Annotated in this window: 17 protein-coding genes; 10 read left to right on the top strand and 7 right to left on the bottom strand. The window is 35.5% G+C overall.

Going from position 1 to position 17525, the window contains the following annotated elements; all coding sequences use genetic code 11:
- The first annotated feature begins 72 nt into the window (after nt 1-72).
- The 6 genes from WBM60_RS14525 (at nt 73) to WBM60_RS14500 (ending at nt 8375) form a co-directional block, all read left to right on the top strand.
- Nucleotides 73-1326, top strand: a complete 1254-nt coding sequence (locus WBM60_RS14525) for an amidohydrolase family protein (protein WP_424283246.1) — start codon at nt 73-75, stop codon at nt 1324-1326.
- 275 nt (nt 1327-1601) lie between these two features.
- The gene (locus WBM60_RS14520) at nt 1602-3548 is read left to right on the top strand and encodes an alpha/beta fold hydrolase (protein ID WP_424278237.1); all 1947 of its coding nucleotides are present in this window, start codon (nt 1602-1604) and stop codon (nt 3546-3548) included.
- 122 nt (nt 3549-3670) lie between these two features.
- Nucleotides 3671-4357 carry a DUF2490 domain-containing protein gene (locus WBM60_RS14515; RefSeq protein ID WP_424259394.1) on the top strand — a complete coding sequence of 229 codons (687 nt, stop codon included), beginning with the start codon at nt 3671-3673 and terminating at the stop codon, nt 4355-4357.
- A 229-nt stretch (nt 4358-4586) separates the two neighbouring features.
- A complete protein-coding gene (locus WBM60_RS14510; protein ID WP_424259393.1) occupies nt 4587-5801 on the top strand; it encodes an alpha/beta fold hydrolase in 1215 nt (404 codons plus the stop codon).
- Between the two features lie 229 nt (nt 5802-6030).
- On the top strand, nt 6031-6618 hold the full coding sequence (locus WBM60_RS14505) for a superoxide dismutase family protein (RefSeq protein WP_424259392.1): 588 nt from the start codon (nt 6031-6033) through the stop codon (nt 6616-6618).
- 563 nt (nt 6619-7181) lie between these two features.
- Entirely contained in the window at nt 7182-8375 is a 1194-nt protein-coding gene (locus tag WBM60_RS14500) for an LETM1-related biofilm-associated protein (RefSeq protein WP_424259391.1), read from the top strand.
- A 76-nt stretch (nt 8376-8451) separates the two neighbouring features.
- Here WBM60_RS14500 and WBM60_RS14495 read toward each other — a convergent pair whose 3' ends face one another.
- The 5 genes from WBM60_RS14495 to WBM60_RS14475 all read right to left on the bottom strand — a co-directional run bounded on the left by WBM60_RS14495 (nt 8452) and on the right by WBM60_RS14475 (nt 11750).
- Nucleotides 8452-9207: a LytR/AlgR family response regulator transcription factor gene (locus tag WBM60_RS14495; protein ID WP_424276163.1), complete on the bottom strand. Its 756-nt coding sequence runs from the start codon at nt 9205-9207 to the stop codon at nt 8452-8454.
- 66 nt (nt 9208-9273) lie between these two features.
- Nucleotides 9274-9585, bottom strand: coding sequence for a 2TM domain-containing protein (locus tag WBM60_RS14490; RefSeq protein ID WP_424259389.1), 312 nt, complete (start codon nt 9583-9585; stop codon nt 9274-9276).
- Nucleotides 9586-9615: 30 nt separating this feature from the next.
- Entirely contained in the window at nt 9616-9918 is a 303-nt protein-coding gene (locus tag WBM60_RS14485) for a 2TM domain-containing protein (protein ID WP_424259388.1), read from the bottom strand.
- Between the two features lie 81 nt (nt 9919-9999).
- A complete protein-coding gene (locus WBM60_RS14480; protein ID WP_424259387.1) occupies nt 10000-10281 on the bottom strand; it encodes a 2TM domain-containing protein in 282 nt (93 codons plus the stop codon).
- Between the two features lie 137 nt (nt 10282-10418).
- Complete coding sequence (locus WBM60_RS14475) at nt 10419-11750, bottom strand: 2TM domain-containing protein (protein WP_424259386.1); 1332 nt, start codon at nt 11748-11750, stop codon at nt 10419-10421.
- 344 nt (nt 11751-12094) lie between these two features.
- On the opposite strand from WBM60_RS14475, the gene WBM60_RS14470 reads away from it, so the two are divergent.
- A complete protein-coding gene (locus WBM60_RS14470) occupies nt 12095-12715 on the top strand; it encodes an FMN-binding negative transcriptional regulator (RefSeq protein ID WP_424259385.1) in 621 nt (206 codons plus the stop codon).
- Between the two features lie 41 nt (nt 12716-12756).
- Here the strand turns inward: WBM60_RS14470 and WBM60_RS14465 are convergent, their stop codons facing one another.
- Nucleotides 12757-13494, bottom strand: a complete 738-nt coding sequence (locus WBM60_RS14465) for a LytR/AlgR family response regulator transcription factor (protein WP_424259384.1) — start codon at nt 13492-13494, stop codon at nt 12757-12759.
- Nucleotides 13495-13496: 2 nt separating this feature from the next.
- A complete protein-coding gene (locus WBM60_RS14460) occupies nt 13497-15410 on the bottom strand; it encodes a histidine kinase dimerization/phosphoacceptor domain -containing protein (protein WP_424283245.1) in 1914 nt (637 codons plus the stop codon).
- 254 nt (nt 15411-15664) lie between these two features.
- On the opposite strand from WBM60_RS14460, the gene WBM60_RS14455 reads away from it, so the two are divergent.
- The 3 genes from WBM60_RS14455 to WBM60_RS14445 form a co-directional block, all read left to right on the top strand.
- Nucleotides 15665-16180: an ester cyclase gene (locus tag WBM60_RS14455; RefSeq protein ID WP_424259382.1), complete on the top strand. Its 516-nt coding sequence runs from the start codon at nt 15665-15667 to the stop codon at nt 16178-16180.
- 45 nt (nt 16181-16225) lie between these two features.
- Complete coding sequence (locus WBM60_RS14450; protein WP_424259381.1) at nt 16226-16996, top strand: hypothetical protein; 771 nt, start codon at nt 16226-16228, stop codon at nt 16994-16996.
- A gap of 71 nt (nt 16997-17067) precedes the next feature.
- Nucleotides 17068-17525, top strand: a 458-nt coding sequence (locus WBM60_RS14445) for a nuclear transport factor 2 family protein (protein ID WP_424283244.1), incomplete at its 3' end; no start/stop codon positions are given.

Here is a 17525-nt window from a genome sequence, read left to right as displayed (position 1 = left end):
TGCAATTCGAAGGATGCTAAATCGGTAATTATCTTTATTTTCAACATTCAATCTTCATAAATATAACCGGAAATGAAAAAGCTGTTTATCCTCTACTTTTTACTATTAAGTGCCGGAATGCAAAGTCAATCACTATTGATTCCTGATAGGGTTTTTGATGGAGAAACTTTATTTACTAATTGGATCGTTGTTGTGGATGGCAATCAAATTGAATACACTGGTCCTCTTGATAAATGTCCGATAAAAACTATAAAAGATACCATTTTGCTAAAAGGGATGACACTTTTACCAGGAATTATAGAAGGCCATTCACATCTGCTGCTCCATCCGTATAATGAAACCAGTTGGAATGATCAGGTACTTAAGGAATCTCCTGCAGAAAGGGCAATCCGAGGCACTGTTTATGCAAGAAGGTCACTTTTGGCAGGAATTACAACAATGCGGGATCTGGGTGCTGAAGGAGCCGGATATACCGATGTTTATCTAAAAAAGACTATTGATGAGGGTATTATTCCAGGACCCCGCCTATTGGTTGCCGGCCCGGCAATTGTAGCTACCGGGGCTTATGGCCCAAAAGGGTTTCATGAAGGTGTAGCAGTCCCACTGGGAGCTGAAACTGTGAGTGGCATTGATGAAGCCATTAAAACAGTGCGCAGGCAGATTGGCAATGGATCCGACTTTATTAAAGTATATGCTGACTACAGATGGAATACGGGGGAGCCAGCCCAACCCACTTTTTTGCAGAATGAAATTGAAGCCATGGTTGCTACAGCTGAAAGTACAGGAAGGTACGTAGTAGCTCATGCCAGCACTCCGGAGGGAATACGCAGGGCAGTACTTGCAGGCGTAGAAACCATAGAGCACGGAGATTTGGGAACGATAAAGGAGTTTAATTTAATGAAAGAAAACGATGTTGCCTTTTGTCCTACCCTTGCCGCAGGAGAAGCCGTTGAGCAATATGGCGGATGGATAAAAGGCAAGGACCCTGTTCCAAAGAGAATTATTCTAAAAAAAGCTTCATTTGAAGAAGCACTAAAATCGGGGGTTGAGATCGTATTTGGTGGAGATGTAGGTGTTTTTAGCCATGGAGAAAATTATCGGGAAATGGAATTAATGGTAGAATACGGGATGACCCCATTAGCTGTATTGCAATCTGCAACTTCCATAAATGCGAGGGTGTTTCATCTTGACAGACTTGGCCGTATCAGGAAGGGGTTATTGGCAGATATTATAGCCGTCCAAGGTGACCCTACCAAGGACATTTCGGCTATAAAATCGGTGAAATTTGTAATGAAAGATGGAGAAATCTACCTAGGAGACAAGTAAGGTTGAAAAATTGATACAACTTTTATAATTTAAATAAGTATCGAAAACTAAAATTCGAATTTTCTTCTTTTAATCATTTCGTATAATAAATGAGAATCTGCCATTAACAAGCCTTTAAGATTTATAGTTCAACTTTTTGGTATATTTAGCAACTAAATAAAAGCCACCCTATTTAAAGTAAAAATGGCCAATCTTTCAAGCCGGGATTAATGCCCATTCTTCTTTATTTATTAGGGAATAACTACTAAAACATCAATCTTAAAACCATGGTAAGCATGAAAAAACTGATCTTAATGCTGGCAATCACAATGATATGGAGTTGCAAGCAAGAAAAAACGGAAGTAAAACCAAGCATTGCAGAAACACTCGAGACCTACACGATAGAACAAATGATGGACAATGAAGACGTCTTTGGGGGTAGTTTTTCACCGGATAAATCGAAGTTATTAGTATCCAGTAACCGTTCAGGTATTTATAACATGTATACCGTTGCTTCGTCAGGAGGCGATTTTATTCCGGTGACGGCTTCGGATAGTTCCTCCGTTTTCTCAATTTCATATTTCCCTCAAGACGAGCGTATGTTATTCCGGATGGATAACAATGGGGATGAAATTTATCATATTTTTTTAAGGGACGAAGAAGGAACACACAAAGATCTTACTCCCTTTGAGGGTGCCAGAGCGGTTTTCTATGGGTGGGCAGAAGATGAAAAAAGCTTTTTCTTTACTTCCAACAAAAGAGATAAGAAATATATGGATCTCTATGAAATGGATTTAGAGAATTTTAAACCTACCCTCCTCTACCAAAATGATGAAGGATATAGTATTGGAGGAATCTCCCATTATAAAAAGTACCTGCCGTTAAGCAAAGCCATCAATACCAATGATAGTGATTTGTTCCTCTATAGTTTTGAGGATAAGTCTATCACAAAAATAAATCCTAATCAAAGTGCTAATAGTAGTGAAGACTTTGCCAAAGACGGTTCCGCACTATATTACACTACAGACGATGGTGCTGAATTTGCTTACCTCATGAAATATAATATTGCCGATGGCACTCGTGAAAAGGTTATGGAACGGGATTGGGATATTGTTGGTAGTTATTTTACTGAAAATGGCACATACCAGGTGACTTATATAAATGAAGATGCCAAAAATGTTATTGAAGTAAAAGATATGGCTTCGGGTGAAAATATTGAACTTCCTAAATTTGACAATACGAGTATTACTAATGTCGGGTTTTCAGAGGATGAAAAGACCATGAGGTTTTATGCAGGTAGTTCAAATACTCCATCTAATTTATTTGTATATGATTTAGAAACGAAGCAGCAGAATCAAATTACGAACGTTTTAAATCCGGAAATAAAAGGTGAACATCTGGTCAATGCAGAAGTTATACGCTTTAAATCTTTTGATGGCCTTGAAATACCGGCTATTTATTACAAACCCCATCAGGCCAGTGCTGAAAATAAAGTGCCTGCCCTGGTTTGGGTACATGGTGGCCCAGGAGGGCAATCAAGACAAAATTTTAGTTCCCTTATTCAATATTTGGTAAATCATGGCTATGCCATCCTGGCGGTAAATAACAGAGGAAGTAGCGGATATGGCAAAACTTTTTATCAAATGGATGACTTAAATCATGGAGATAAAGATCTAAAAGATTGTGTAGAAGGAAAAAACTGGCTCATGCAACAAGTAGAAATTGATACAGAAAAGATTGGTATTTTAGGTGGCTCTTATGGAGGTTATATGACCATGGCCGCCCTTACCTATACCCCTGAAGAATTTGCTGTAGGAGTAAATCTATTTGGGGTTACCAACTGGATTAGAACCCTAAGAAGTATTCCACCATGGTGGGAATCGTTTAAAGATGCGCTTTATAAAGAATTAGGAGATCCAAATAGCGCAGACTCTGTTCGTCTTAAAAAAATATCCCCTTTATTCCATACTGATAAAGTAACTAAACCGCTGATTGTCCTACAAGGCTCACAGGATCCCCGGGTTTTACAGGTAGAATCTGATGAAATTGTCGCCGGAGTTAGAAAAAATGGGGTTCCGGTAGAATATGTCTTATTTGAAGATGAAGGTCATGGATTTGAAAAAAAGGAAAATGAAATTGAAGCTTATAGTAAAATTTTGGAATTTTTAGATGTGTATCTAAAGAAAGATAAAGGTACTCCTATTAAGGATGGTGAAACCATAGAAATGAATACTGATTCTTAAGTTTTACGTAATTCCAACGGGCTAGATTTTAAAAGATTTATTTATAATCAGGTTTGTTAATTTAAATAATTATTTAGCCGGCCTCGTACTACTATATGGATTTTTATGACACATGAAACCTTATGAGAAAGTTAATAGTTATACTCATACTTTTTCTGGTTGCGAACGGCAAAGCTCAGGAAACAGGAGAAGATAAATTAGGTGCGTGGTACATGTACTTTGGGACCAATAAAATTTCTGAGCGATTTAGCATCCATACCGAAGCCCAGTTCAGGTATTTTGAGGTGGCAAGTAATTTCAATCAATTGCTGCTCAGAACCGGACTGAATTACCATATTAGTCCTGAAGCCATTGCTACTATAGGTTATGGCTACATTGATACCGATGCTACTTTTGAAGATATCCCTAATGAAAATAAAATCCTGGAAAACAGAATTTTTGAGCAATTCATCCTCAAAAACAAGGTTTGGGAATTATTATTTGAACATCGTTTTCGCTTTGAGCAGCGTTTTCTGAATTCAGGAACGTTTTCTGACACCCAACATAGAGCACGGTATAGATTGCAAATCACCCTTCCTCTTACCAATACCTTTTTCCTCAACTTCTATGATGAGATATTTTTGAATCTTCAGGATGAAATTTTTGGACAGAACAGACTGTATGCGGCCCTTGGTGTTAATATTCTTGAAAATTTAAGTTTGCAGATGGGGTATCTGAAAAACCATTTTAATACAGCAAATTACGATCGCTTGCAGCTGGCGGTTTTTTACAACCCGGATTTACGTCGAAAAAAAGTTGACACAGAATAACCTTTTTACCCCAAAGCTTTAATCGTATTGGTGCCTGGCAATAATAAAATAGCTCGCAGACAGGTATTATTCATAATAAAGGCCTTAAATATGAACCTGAGATTACCCATGTGGCTTAACCTTAAATAGTTACTTCTTTATTTTAGATAAATTGATCTAATAATTTCAACTTCGATCTGTAAGAAAGTTTAGTACCTTTCATTCGACTACCAATTAATTAAAAAACAATATGAGCCTTAAAAAAGTAATATTTTATAACAAGTCGGGCCAGAAACTGGTGGGTAGGTTAGAGCTGCCTGCAAATCAACTACCGCATAACTACGTATTATTTGCACATTGTTTTACTTGTAATAAAAACCTGTTAGCCATTAAAAATATTAGTAAATCACTTACTTCCAGTGGTTTTGGTGTTTTACGTTTTGATTTCACTGGTTTAGGTGAGAGTGAGGGAGATTTTGCGGACACCAATTTTTCGGGGAACGTTGAAGATTTGATAGCTGCAGCAGAATATCTGAGTAAAACTCACAAAGCACCAACCCTTTTAATAGGACATTCTCTTGGGGGCGCGGCAGTACTCCTGGCAGCATCAGAAATAGCATCGATAAAAGCTATAGCGACGATTGCTGCTCCTTCTAATCCTGTGCATATAAAACGTTTACTCAAGAGTAATATCGAGGAAATAAACTTAAATGGGAAGGCCCTGGTTAATATAGGCGGACGCGATTTTACTATTAAAAAACAATTTCTAGAGGATTTGGAAAATAGAACGCTTCCACAGACAGTCAAAGAATTACGCAAACCAATTTTGATATTGCATTCTCCACAAGATCAAACCGTAGCTATTAAAAATGCAGAAGAAATTTATATCGCTGCACATCACCCAAAGAGCTTTATTTCTTTAGATGGTGCAGATCATCTCCTTTCAGACAAAAAAGATTCAACCTATGCAGGTAAAGTTATTTCAGGGTGGGCACAACGTTACCTGGATATTCCTCAGGATAAAAGTATTAATTCCGAACACCAGGTGGTAGCAAGCCTGGATGCAGATGAAGGATTCTCAACTTCAATGAAAGTAGGAAATCATTATATGATAGCGGATGAACCGGAAGAATTTGGTGGTAATGATTTTGGACCCTCTCCGTATGAGTTGGTCTCTGCAGGTTTGGCTGCTTGTACGGCCATGACTATTCAGATGTACGTAAAACGCAAAGGGTGGGACCTGCAAAACGTTGAAGTGCACTCCTCATATAGCAAATCACATGCAGAGGATTGCCAGGATTGTGAGTCCCCCGGGGCAAAAATAGATACATTTCACAGGGAACTAAAACTAACTGGTAGTGTTGATGAGAAACAGACTCAACGCATCCTGGATATAGCAAATAAATGTCCGGTTCATAAAACTTTGCATAATGAGATACAGGTCATCACAAAAATCATTGACTAGTCATAAACAATCCTTTTTTAAATATTTACCGATGTAATAAAAGAAGTATAATTTAAATGTTAAGGAGAAATTAAAAGTCTGAACTGCGCAATGAAGAATCCGTTTAACCGCGTAATAGCCTTAAATTAAGACTACTATCGAAGGGTTTTATTCAAATGAATATAAATATTGTATTGACTTACCAGCGAATATTGCGTAACTTTCGTCAGTAACATAAAACTAAAAACATATGAAGAAAATACACATCATCGCACTAAGTATGATTCTTGTACTGGCATATAATTGCAAAGATGGTAAAAAGACTGAAAAAGACGGTAATGCGGCCACGGACGAAGCTGTAGAAAAAACAGTAGAAGAAGTTAGTGTAGAGGTTATAAAATTTTCTATGGAACCCAAAAGTGACAGTAATGTCCAGGGTGAAGTAGTCTTTACAGAAGAAAACGGAATGGTAATGATGTTAGCCACATTAAATGGACTTAGCCCGGGAGAACACGCAATTCACATTCACGAAAAGGCAGATTGTTCTTCAGATGATGGCAAGTCTTCCGGAGGGCATTGGAACCCTACTCATGAGCCACATGGAAAATGGGGTATGGCCGAGGGATTCCATAAGGGTGATATCGGTAATTTTACGGCAGATGCAGATGGAAATGCCGTTGTTGAGTTTAGTACAGATCAGTGGTGTATAGGCTGCGAAGATGAAAATATGAACATTTTGGGCAAAGCTGTAATTGTACATCAGGGAGTTGATGATTTTACATCGCAACCCAGTGGTGCCGCAGGTGCCAGAATAAGTTGCACCGGTATTATTCAATAGAAAACCTATAATTTTATTAAAAAATGGCTGCTAAATTAGCGGCCATTTTAAGTTTTAAGAGGTCTATTTGTTTATGGTCTCTTCAGTAAAAGTTGATCAATAATTCAATTATAGATAATTCATTTCTATGCCCTATTTTTTTCTCAAAGAATAATGGGCTTTAAAAACTTTAAATAGAAGAAACGACATAACTATAAACCAAACAGAGAAAATATAATATTCCATAACGAGGTTGATTTGGGTTAAAATTCTCAAAAACGTACTAATAAATAAATTCAGATTTCTGTAATACTTGGGGCATTGCAGAAATGCTCTGATAGCATTTGAACGTTAAACATAAGCATTTCATCCATAATTTCCTAAGAAAAAGTTAAAAAAACGAAATATCAAATGCATTGAACACTGATTAATTTCAAATTTTTTACTTCCAAATTACGGTTGAAATAAAAATAAAATTAGGATGAGAACTGTTACTACATAATAATTTTCCATTTTAATAAGAGAGACAACAAAGGGAATGTCCCATATTTTGTTTTACTTTGACTTTTTAAAAGATCAAGCCAATGAACCCATCCGCATCCGGTTGGATTGACAAATTCGGGCACGATGTAAAAGATAATCTTGAAGTTTTTAACGATTTCAGGAATCTTTACGGGGGGCTTAAAACATCTGGTTTTGTCTATGGATTAAATATCAAGATTCCGCGTTTTATTAAACCTGAACACACTTTGTCAGAGGATGAAAAGGCAAAGATTAACTTGCTTACGGCCTTATTCTTTACCTTTAAGTTAGAACACAACAATTCTAATTTTGATGATTTTGTTCACACAATTTTTCAATTTTATCAGGAACTGAATATTAGCAATATTTCCTTTCTTAATAAAATCCTTGCCGGTAGTAAAACCTCTAAGCAACTTGAAAAACTTATTGATTCCAGGGTTTACCTAGGTGATAATGTATTTAGCAAAACCTTTAACAGAATTATCACAAACTCATTATTATTTATTGATGTTCTTACATTCAAATATTACTTGAACGGAGGCAAAAATATTAGGGAACACGCTCAAACTTTAGAATACCTTACCATAAATGTTACCGCACATGCACTAAACTCTAAAGAGAAAAATAAAACGGACGAACGTTTAGCCCAACTTTTTGCTTCTTCCATGACCTTTATTGATGGTGAAAAACAAGAATTTGACGGTTCATACAGAGCCCAGCTATTGAATAACTCAGTTATCTGGGAAAATCACTATTTTCTGGATGTGGCATGTCTTACTGTTTGGGAAGATAAAACACTGGAATATCAGGAATCTGAATTTATCTTTGGCATAGGTAAGGATCTTGGTTTTGAGAGAAAAGAGATTTCCCGATCATTGGAGGAAATTACTTCTTTCTTTGAGAAAAATTCTGCGAATATTCCTTTTCTGAAGGACCCCAACATGGCAATTCAATTTTACGATAGCATGTCCAAAGTGGTCAATAAATTAATTCTAAGAAATAATAAAAGACTTCAAAAAGAATTATCAGAGAGCAAAGAATTGATGCAACTACTTTCTAAGTCCACCGTTAAGGACCTCAGTTCAGAGGAAAAGAAAAAAGTCCAAAATCAGCTTATAGATATTTTTAAAAGCATACCATCCCTGGCTATATTTTTATTACCGGGAGGAGCAGTTTTATTGCCAATTTTTATTAAATTAATTCCTAAATTACTGCCTTCTGCTTTTGATGACAACAGAGTAGATAAAAAGTCCTGAAATATTGTAAAAAAGTTACTATAAGAAATATCTATAGTTAAATCTAAATATTTTTATATCAGATACTTAATAATAGTTACTCTAACCATAACTTAAAATCTTTTACTCTTTCCCTACTAACTATTATTTCTTGCTCATTATAGCGCTTTAACTTGATTATCAGGCGAGAATTGGTGTAAGAAACAATGTCTTTTATGTGATTGATATTGATATAGAATTTTCTGCTCACTCTAAAGAATATTTGAGGTGATAATTCATTCTCAAGGTTTTCTAATGTAGTATCCAAAAGATAGTTTCTTCCTTCTGTAGTTGATGCATATGTACCTTTATTTTCGCTATAGAAACATTCAATTTCATCGGCATTGATAATTTTCAAATGCTGTCCAAGTCGAATAGTGAATCTTTTTTTGTATTCTCTTTCAAGGGGGTTGACAAGTAATTTTTTAATATCCTCAAAATCCAGGCTTAATTGATTATGGTCCGGTTTCAGATTTTGATATTTTTTAACCGCACTCTCTAACTCTTCATCGTCAATGGGTTTTAGAAGATAATCTATGCTGTTAAGTTTAAAAGCCTGAAGGGCATATTCATCATAAGCCGTGGTAAAAATGATAGCACTTTTTACCTCAACCAAATCAAAAATTTCAAAAGACAAACCATCAGAAAGCTGAATATCGAGGAAAATCAAATCAGGATGATCATTGTTCTGAAACCATTCAACAGATTCTTCAACTGAATGAAGCATGGTAGCTACCTGAACATCCAGTTCGTTTAACAATCGGGCTAAACGTCTCGCCGCAGGTTTTTCATCCTCAATGATTAATACGTTCATACCACAAATTTAATTAAGCTATAACTTCTATTCATTTTATCTCGCATATATAATTAGAGCTGATTATTATTTAAACTTTTCTGCTTCACGTTGGTCTTTGTCAATGTATTTTTGAATCTGCCGTTCTTCCCAATTTTTGCCAAAGAAAGGATTATAATTAAATACATGAGCTGCATGAAACACTACTCCAATTCCCCAGAATATAGGGGTGAAAAAAGTGGAAAATTTCCAAAAACTCTCCCCGTCTCCCAGGGTCCTCATATAAACATTAACGAGAATAAAAGCATTAATCACAATATATACTGAAAGATGAATGTAAAACCCTTTCATCGCTTCTACTTTCTTTTTAGCTCTGTTTAACTTGTTGTCATTCTCCATTTCTTTTATTATTTAAGATTCTACTAACTTTTACTCCCATTTGTTTTGCTGTTCTTCATCACGCATTATCTCCTTTATCTTGCGCTCTTCCCAATCCCTCCCAAAAAAAGGATTTATATTAAAAATCCGAATGGTCTGAAAAACAATTCCGATTCCCCATCCAAAGGCAGCCCATAAAAACCACATATATTGCCATTCATTAGTCCAATAATTAATCCCAGCCAAAAGAGCTATTACGAGTACATATGACAAGAGATTTCCATAGAATTTTTTAAGTTGTTCCACACGTTCTTTGGCTCTCAGATATTTTGTTTCTTTATTAAAATTTTCCATGACACTTTTATTTTTGGTTAGTAATTATCCTTTCCTGATTATTTAATTTATATAAATCATAAACTTATCAATAGAAAAAGGCTAAAAATCCTCTTTGCTCATTAATTCCTGTATTTTCCTCTGTTCCCATACCTTACCCCACAAAGGATTAATTCCATGGGCAGCTAAACCTTTTGCCGCCAGTCCAAAACCCCAACCAAGGGCAGGAAATACGGCCCAGGGAAAACTGGTCGTCTGATAATTTATCCAAATTAGTATTGGGATTACAATACAGTATAAAACCAGGCTTAAATAGAAATGTTTTATTGCGGTTACCTGTTCTTTTGCTCTTAAAAAACTTGCTTCTTTACTACTTTTATTCATGATTTCAATTTTATACATGTCGCTATATTAATTACAGTTTAAAATTCCGAAATGTTGGTAAAAATTCTAAAATTATTGGTCTCAACTGTATTATTTTGATGACGAATTGTTGTTTTAAATCCTGGAGGCATCATTGATTAAAATTTATCATCATCCATGAGCTCCTTTATCTTTTTTTCTTCCCAACTTTTTCCCCATAAAGGATTATAGCCAAAAGCCTCCATCCCGTGTATTGTGAGACCAAAACCCCATCCCAGTGCAGGAAAGATGGCCCATGGAAAACTGGTCGACCTTAAATTCAACCATATCAATAAAGGAATTACAATACAGTAAGCTGTTAGATTCCCATAGAAGCCCTTAATAGCTTCTACGCGTTCTTTGGCCTTCTGATATCTTTTATCGCTTATATAAGTTTCCTGTGAGGCGGTTAGGCTCACCTTTTTGGAAAGCATAGGTAAAGAGACCTTAAAATAAGCAGCAGTTTTATCTATATGGACTTCCCTATTTGACAAAATAGAATATCGTTGCTGAATGTTTCTCAATCCCACGCCACTACTTTTCTTAACCACCTGTTTTTCCTGTAAATTATTCTGAATAACCAAAACGTCATTTTCTTCATAGACTTTAATGTTTAAAGGCCTTGAACTGCTAACTACATTGTGTTTTACTGCATTCTCAAGCAATAATTGCAAAGAAAGGGGGACTATTTTAGCTTCAGGATTACTGCACTTGTCCGGGATATCAAACAGAATACTGTCTTCAAAACGCATTTTGAGTAACCGTATATATGTTCTTGCAAACTGAAGTTCCTCATCTACAGTCACCAGGTCCTTATTTTTTTGCTCCAGAACATACCTGTAAACTTTGGATAGTGACGTAGTAAATTTTTGAGCCTGATCAGGATCTTCTTCAATTAAACTTGTAAGTACATTAAGGCTATTAAACAAAAAATGAGGATCCAATTGATTCTTTAAAGCATCGAATTTTGCCGAGGCGGTTCCTGCAATAATCTTTTGTTCCTTTACTTTCCTGTCTTGTAAAGACCTGTAAAAATAAATGGCGTGGAAAAGAATGGTTATAACCAGGGTGATTATTAGGGCAATAAAGTAATAGATGGCCCTTTCACCCGAGAGAAACTCCTCCCAATCCGCTCCCTCAAAACCCATTCGAATCACTATGCGTATCCACAGAATTCCGATCATGGTTAAAACAACACTGCCTGCAGCTCCTATAGCCAATCTATATTTGCCGTATTTTTTCCAAATAACCCGCTTATTTAAATACTCAAAAAAAGAAGTATTGATTAGCGTTAGAACTATTGAATAGAGAAAATTGTAACCAACTCCTACCCAAAAATTCTTATCAAATTCAGCGGTCCCGTTTGCAAAGAATTCAATGCTGATAAAAATGACGGACAAAACAAAACCCACCAAAAAGCCTATTCTCAAAACCTTAACCAAATATCTCATATTTAAAAAGTAATAATGAAATTTCTATTCATTTAAATTCAATTGTATCGCTGGTATTTAAAATCTCTAGAATGCCTTCTATTCCATTCTTAAGGTAAATTACTCCTCTTAGATTAAAGTTAGCAAAAAGTTCCTTGGAAAATTATATGTCATTACTGAAACGACACTAAGAAAGGGTATAATTAAGTATATGTTTTTCATCTTTCCGGCTTTATACGATTGAATATGTTCAAATATGTCTATAAATATCTTCGTATATAAAAAAGATCTTCCCAATTGTTGTTTTTCCATGACTAGTTGTAATTTAGACCCTCCTTTGGCGGAGAATAAGTAATGGTAAACGTATGTATATCCCGCAGCACTATATAAATGAAAACCTTAAAGAAGTTAAGGAGTTCATTATTAATAATTCCTTTGGTATTTTAATTAATTATGTAGGTGGTAAACCTTGGGCCACTCATATCCCATTAGAATTAGATAAGGATCGTAATGGCAATGATATCCTGGTAGGTCATATTGCAAAAGCAAATCCGCAATGGAAATATTTTGTTGAAGACACCGAAGTACTTTGCATATTTAACGGGCCACACACTTATGTTTCTTCATCGTGGTACGCAGAAGAAGAAGTTCCTACCTGGAATTATATTGCAGTGCATATTCACGGAAAAATAAAAATACAGGACGAGCAGGCGCTGATGGCTTCTCTTCATAAGCTGGTTGACAAATACGAGCGTCAATCCGAAAAACCAATCTCACTAAACAATTTATCAAAAAACACACTCAGGCAGGTGAAAGGTGTAATAGGTTTTGAGATTCATATCAAGGAAATACAGGCGGCTTATAAGCTATCACAAGGACGGGAACACGATCATCCCAAAATAATCAAGGAGCTAGAAAAACGAAATACGAGCGGTGGGCATGGCATTGCAGAAGCCATGAAAAAAAGCAAAAACAAAAAAAAATAAATAAGTAAGTTTATGGTTCAGGAAAGTCCTTCTATTAAACGTTAAATAGTGTGCAGTCTTCCCAGTAAAAATTCCTTATACGACTTGCTTATAGGAATAACCTTTCTGTCTATCTCGAGATGACTATCGGCTACAACATCCAATTTACATATGTTGACTATAAATGACCTGTGGACACGTATAAAACAACTATCTTTTAATTCATTTTCTATTGTTTTTAAAGTGCTTACAACCAAGTATTTGCCTATAGCTGTTGTGATATTACAATAGTTTCGTTCTGCCTCAATATAAAGAATTTGATCTAATAATATTTTAACCATTCTCCCGTTATGTCTAACAAAAATTCGATCTGGTAAAACCTGTAAATTAGTTTGGACCTGGTTTTGCTTTAAACTTCCGTTATCCTTTAATTGCTCAACAACTAATGCTATAGTTCGTTGAAGATTTAATTTGTTAAACGGTTTGGAAATAAAAGCATAAGGTTGGGTTTCCTTTGCCCTGGAAAAAGTGCCGTCATCATTATTAGCAGTTAAATATATTATGGGTATTTCATTTTGTAAATGAATAGCTATAGCGGCATCTATTCCATCTATAGCACCCTTAAGATTTATATCCATCAAAATGATATCAGGTTTATTTTGGTTTGCATTACTAATTGCGTCTTCACCCCTGGACACTATGCCAATAACTTCATAACCTAACTTTGTTAATTGTAATGAAAGATTAGCCGCGATAATCATATCATCTTCGACTATTAATATTCTAATTAACTTATCCATATTTAAGCTGCTTTATGGTTTTGAAATTCAAAAGAAACTGCTGTGCCTTTTTTAATACTTAAAGACATTTTACCTTCTAATTGTCTGGTTAGTAATTCTATTAATTGTGTACCAAAGCCTGTACCTTCAATTTTTTCGTGATAGTTTTTTCCTATGCCGTTATCTGACACTTCAAGCTGCAAATGATTCCCTAATTCTATTAGACTAATTTTTATGAGCCCATTACGATTTTCTGGAAAAGCATATTTTAAAGAATTTGTAAGCAACTCATTTACTATTAGTCCTATTGGAATGGCAGTATCCACATCCAATTCCAATTCCGCCATCTCACATACAATACGCACTCTGTCTGAAGCCCCAAAAATATCTATGATATAATTCCCCAGGTTCATGAAATATTCTTTCATTTCAATAGATGAAAAGCTTTTACCCTGATAAAGTTTTTGGTGAATCATGCTCATGCTATGAACCCGATATTGACTTTTCTGCATAGCGTCGGCAACCTTTGAATCCCCTATCTGTTCGGATTGCAGGGATAATAAACTGGATACAATTTCCAAATTATTCTTTACACGATGGTGTATTTCTTTTAGCAAAAATTCTTTTTCGTCATTTTGCTTTTTGAGCAATCTGTTTTTCTTCTTATTGGTTTGTATAGTATTGTACAGGAGTAATAATATCATCAGCAACAGCCCTCCAATAAGAATCATTAATGTCTGCCTTGATCTTTGCTTTTTAATTTGATTTTCCTGGACCATTATAGTACTCTCTTTTTGAGCCACATCAAACTCTGTAAGTAATAAAGAAATATGCTGATCTGCCTCGGCCGTAAATATCTCCTTTTTTAGCTTATCATACTCTGCATAAGCCTGATATGCTTCCCGGTAATTGTGATTACCAGCATAGGCTTTACCCAATGTTTCATAGGCCTGACTAAGATAAAAATCATCTCCAAAATCATCTGTGGCTATTTCAATACTTCTCTCAAGACTCTCAATTGCGGAAATGTATTTTCCCTGTAGGTTTTGTAGTTTACCTATGGATAACCAGGAGCGCATTAACATAAAGTTATTATCCAACAATTGTCCATATTTTACGGCATTTTCGCCTGCTAGATCTGCTGCATCAAAATCGTTCAGGTAAGCCTTTAGATATACCATCGAAATATACACGTCGCATAGATTATTAAAAAATCCATATCGCTCACCAATGGCTATAGAATGTTCGTAATAATTAAGAGCTTCTTCATGTTTATCCAGTGCCAGATAGCAATTCCCTACTACATATAGTGTAAAATCATAATCCAGGTCGTTTATTCCTCTTTCTTCAAAAAGAACTAAGGCCTTTAATCCATATTCCAAAGCCTTTTCATAGCGTGATTGTTTCCAAAATAAATTACTTAAATCGCTAAAAGCAACGGCCATGGCTCTTTTATCTTTTAATTCATCTCCTAAAAGAAGGGTTTCCATAGCAATATCGGCCGCCTTATCCAGTTTTCCCTGTCTTTCATATACATATCCCAACTGAGTATAGACCAGTGGCAGGTCTTTCTTCAAAACTTTTTTCATTGCAGATTCTAAGACAAATCTTGCGCTATCTAGTTTTTCCATCCTTAAAAGAATAGCACCCTGTGTAATTTGGAACCTGCCTTCCCATAGAGTATCCTTCTTTTTACGGGTTATTTGCAAGCCTTCCTTTGTAAAATTTAAGGCTTTTGATAAATTCCTGGTATGCCAATAATAAGCAAGGTCATTGAGAATATTGAATTGGATAGTATCAATTTTACTTAATGGGTAGCTTTTCTCCAGGATGTCGAGATAGGAGCTGCCAAAATTGTCCGTATCAACAAATACTCTTTTGTAGGAGTTTTCGCTTTCAAAGTCTATAATCTGGGCCTGCAGAATTTTAGGGCTCAAAAATGAGCATATGAAGATAACCAAAACCGCAAAAAATCGGCTCACATTGTTAATTTAAATATAATCGGGGGGGCTCATAATTCTCTAAATATACAAATTTTAACATAATAATTGCTTCGTTAAGTGAAAATAGACATTCGGACAGTAAATAGGGTCGTTCGTCCATACATCCTTTTATTTGTGCCAATATATTGCTTCTTTAGCATGCCGCATAGGTATAATGAACACTTATCGGTTAATTCGTGCGGAAAACTATGTCCAAATCTGTCATTCATATTTTAATTTTATTCCTTGTAATCGCAGCATGCAGGCCAGAGAACAAAAATGCGGAATTGTCTAGGAACGATCAACTTTCCAATAATTTAAATGTATTTATTGATTCTTGCTGGAATGATCAAAATGTCTCTAAATTAAATGAATTGGTAGCGAAGAATTTTACCAGAATTCTTAATGGTATCCATGTCGCAGGGAATGAAAATGAAATGGCGGCTCACATGAATGTTTATTTTACAGGTTTTCCCGATCTAAAAATTCAATATAGTGATGCGTATATTGAAGGCAATAACATATTTATGAACTGGGAATGTACCGGAAGTAATACCGGCGTGTTTGGTGAGATGCGGGCCACGGGTAAAAAAATTAAGATTCAGGGACTTTCGCACCTTTATTTCACAGAAGAAGGTAAATTATATAAGGAGGATGTCTATTACAACGAACTAGATCTGCTGCAACAACTGGGCTATACCCTTACATCACCAGTACTTGAATAATTTAAACACTTTATATTAATTAGTATAACCAAAATTGAATCAACAATGAGAACATTAAAAACAAAATTAACAAGTTTATTTTTACTACTGCTTACCGGGGCGATAGGTCTTGCCCAGGATGAGAACAATTCCCAGGCATTTTGGGTACATGAGGATGTAGTCAAACCTTCTAAGGTGACCGATTACGAATCCATTTGCAAAGAATTAACAGATAACCTAAAAAAACATAATATCCAGGAAATTAATGTCATAGTAACGAATACTGTGGATGACCGATATCTCTGGGTATCGCCTATTACCAGTATGGCGGATATTGATAAACCCGTTTTTGCATCACTCAGAGCAAAAATGGGTCCGCAGACTTTTGAAAATATTTTTAATAGAATGGACGAATGTTATGATATTGAACAAGATTATATAATTCATTTAGACAAAAAACTCACCTATATGCCAGATGGTATTACGCAAACCCCGGAAGGTGAAAACTATCGTAAATTCTTCTATTTTCATATGACGCCGACAAACCGGGCTGTGGTCAGAAAGAACATGGAGGACATAACAAATTTATTTGCTAGTAAAGGTTCAAAATTTTATTACAGGGTTTACAAGAGTGGTTTTGGCACAAGGGGAGAATTTTATATGGTAGCAGTAGCTGCAAAAAACGCTACCGACTATAGTGAGAGAGTAACAGCTAACAATGAGCTCTTAGGTGATGAGTGGCCAAAATTGTACGGTGAACTACGACAAAATTTACTAAAATTTGAAGAATACACAGGAAGTATGAGGCCCGACATGGCTTATAGTCCTACAAAATAAATATTAACTATAACCCCAAGAGTTTTTAATTCTTGGGGATTTTACTATTCACTAACCACAAAATTTAAAATATGAAAAAAATTCTCATAGTATGTGTAGCAACAGTCTTTTTTATAAGCTGTAAAAATGCTGAACAAAAATATTTCTCCTCATCTCCTGAAATAGATGAAGTTAAGGCTCTAGTTAAGGATTATAATGCAGGAGATTGGAACGCATGGATGACTCATTACGCAGATACCGCCAAAGTGCATCACAACACGCTTGAAGATTCTACACCTGCCGAATTATTAGAAGGTCTTAAAGGATTACTTGCCGGTGCATCTAGTTATGGATTTACAGACAAGGATATATTCTATGAAATGGTGATTGATGATCAAGGTGAAAAGTGGGTAAATTTTTGGGGCACCTGGGAAGGAACTATCGCAGCCAATAACCAGAAACTCATAATTCCGGTTCATCTTACATTACAGTTAGTCAATGGTAAAATAGTGGAAGAACATGGCTATTATGATTTGTCGGAATATATGGC

This window comes from Eudoraea sp., assembly GCF_049669105.1.
Lineage (GTDB): Bacteria > Bacteroidota > Bacteroidia > Flavobacteriales > Flavobacteriaceae > Eudoraea.
The sequence above is the reverse complement of the archived record's forward strand: the minus strand, read 5'-3'. Positions and strand labels throughout refer to the sequence as shown.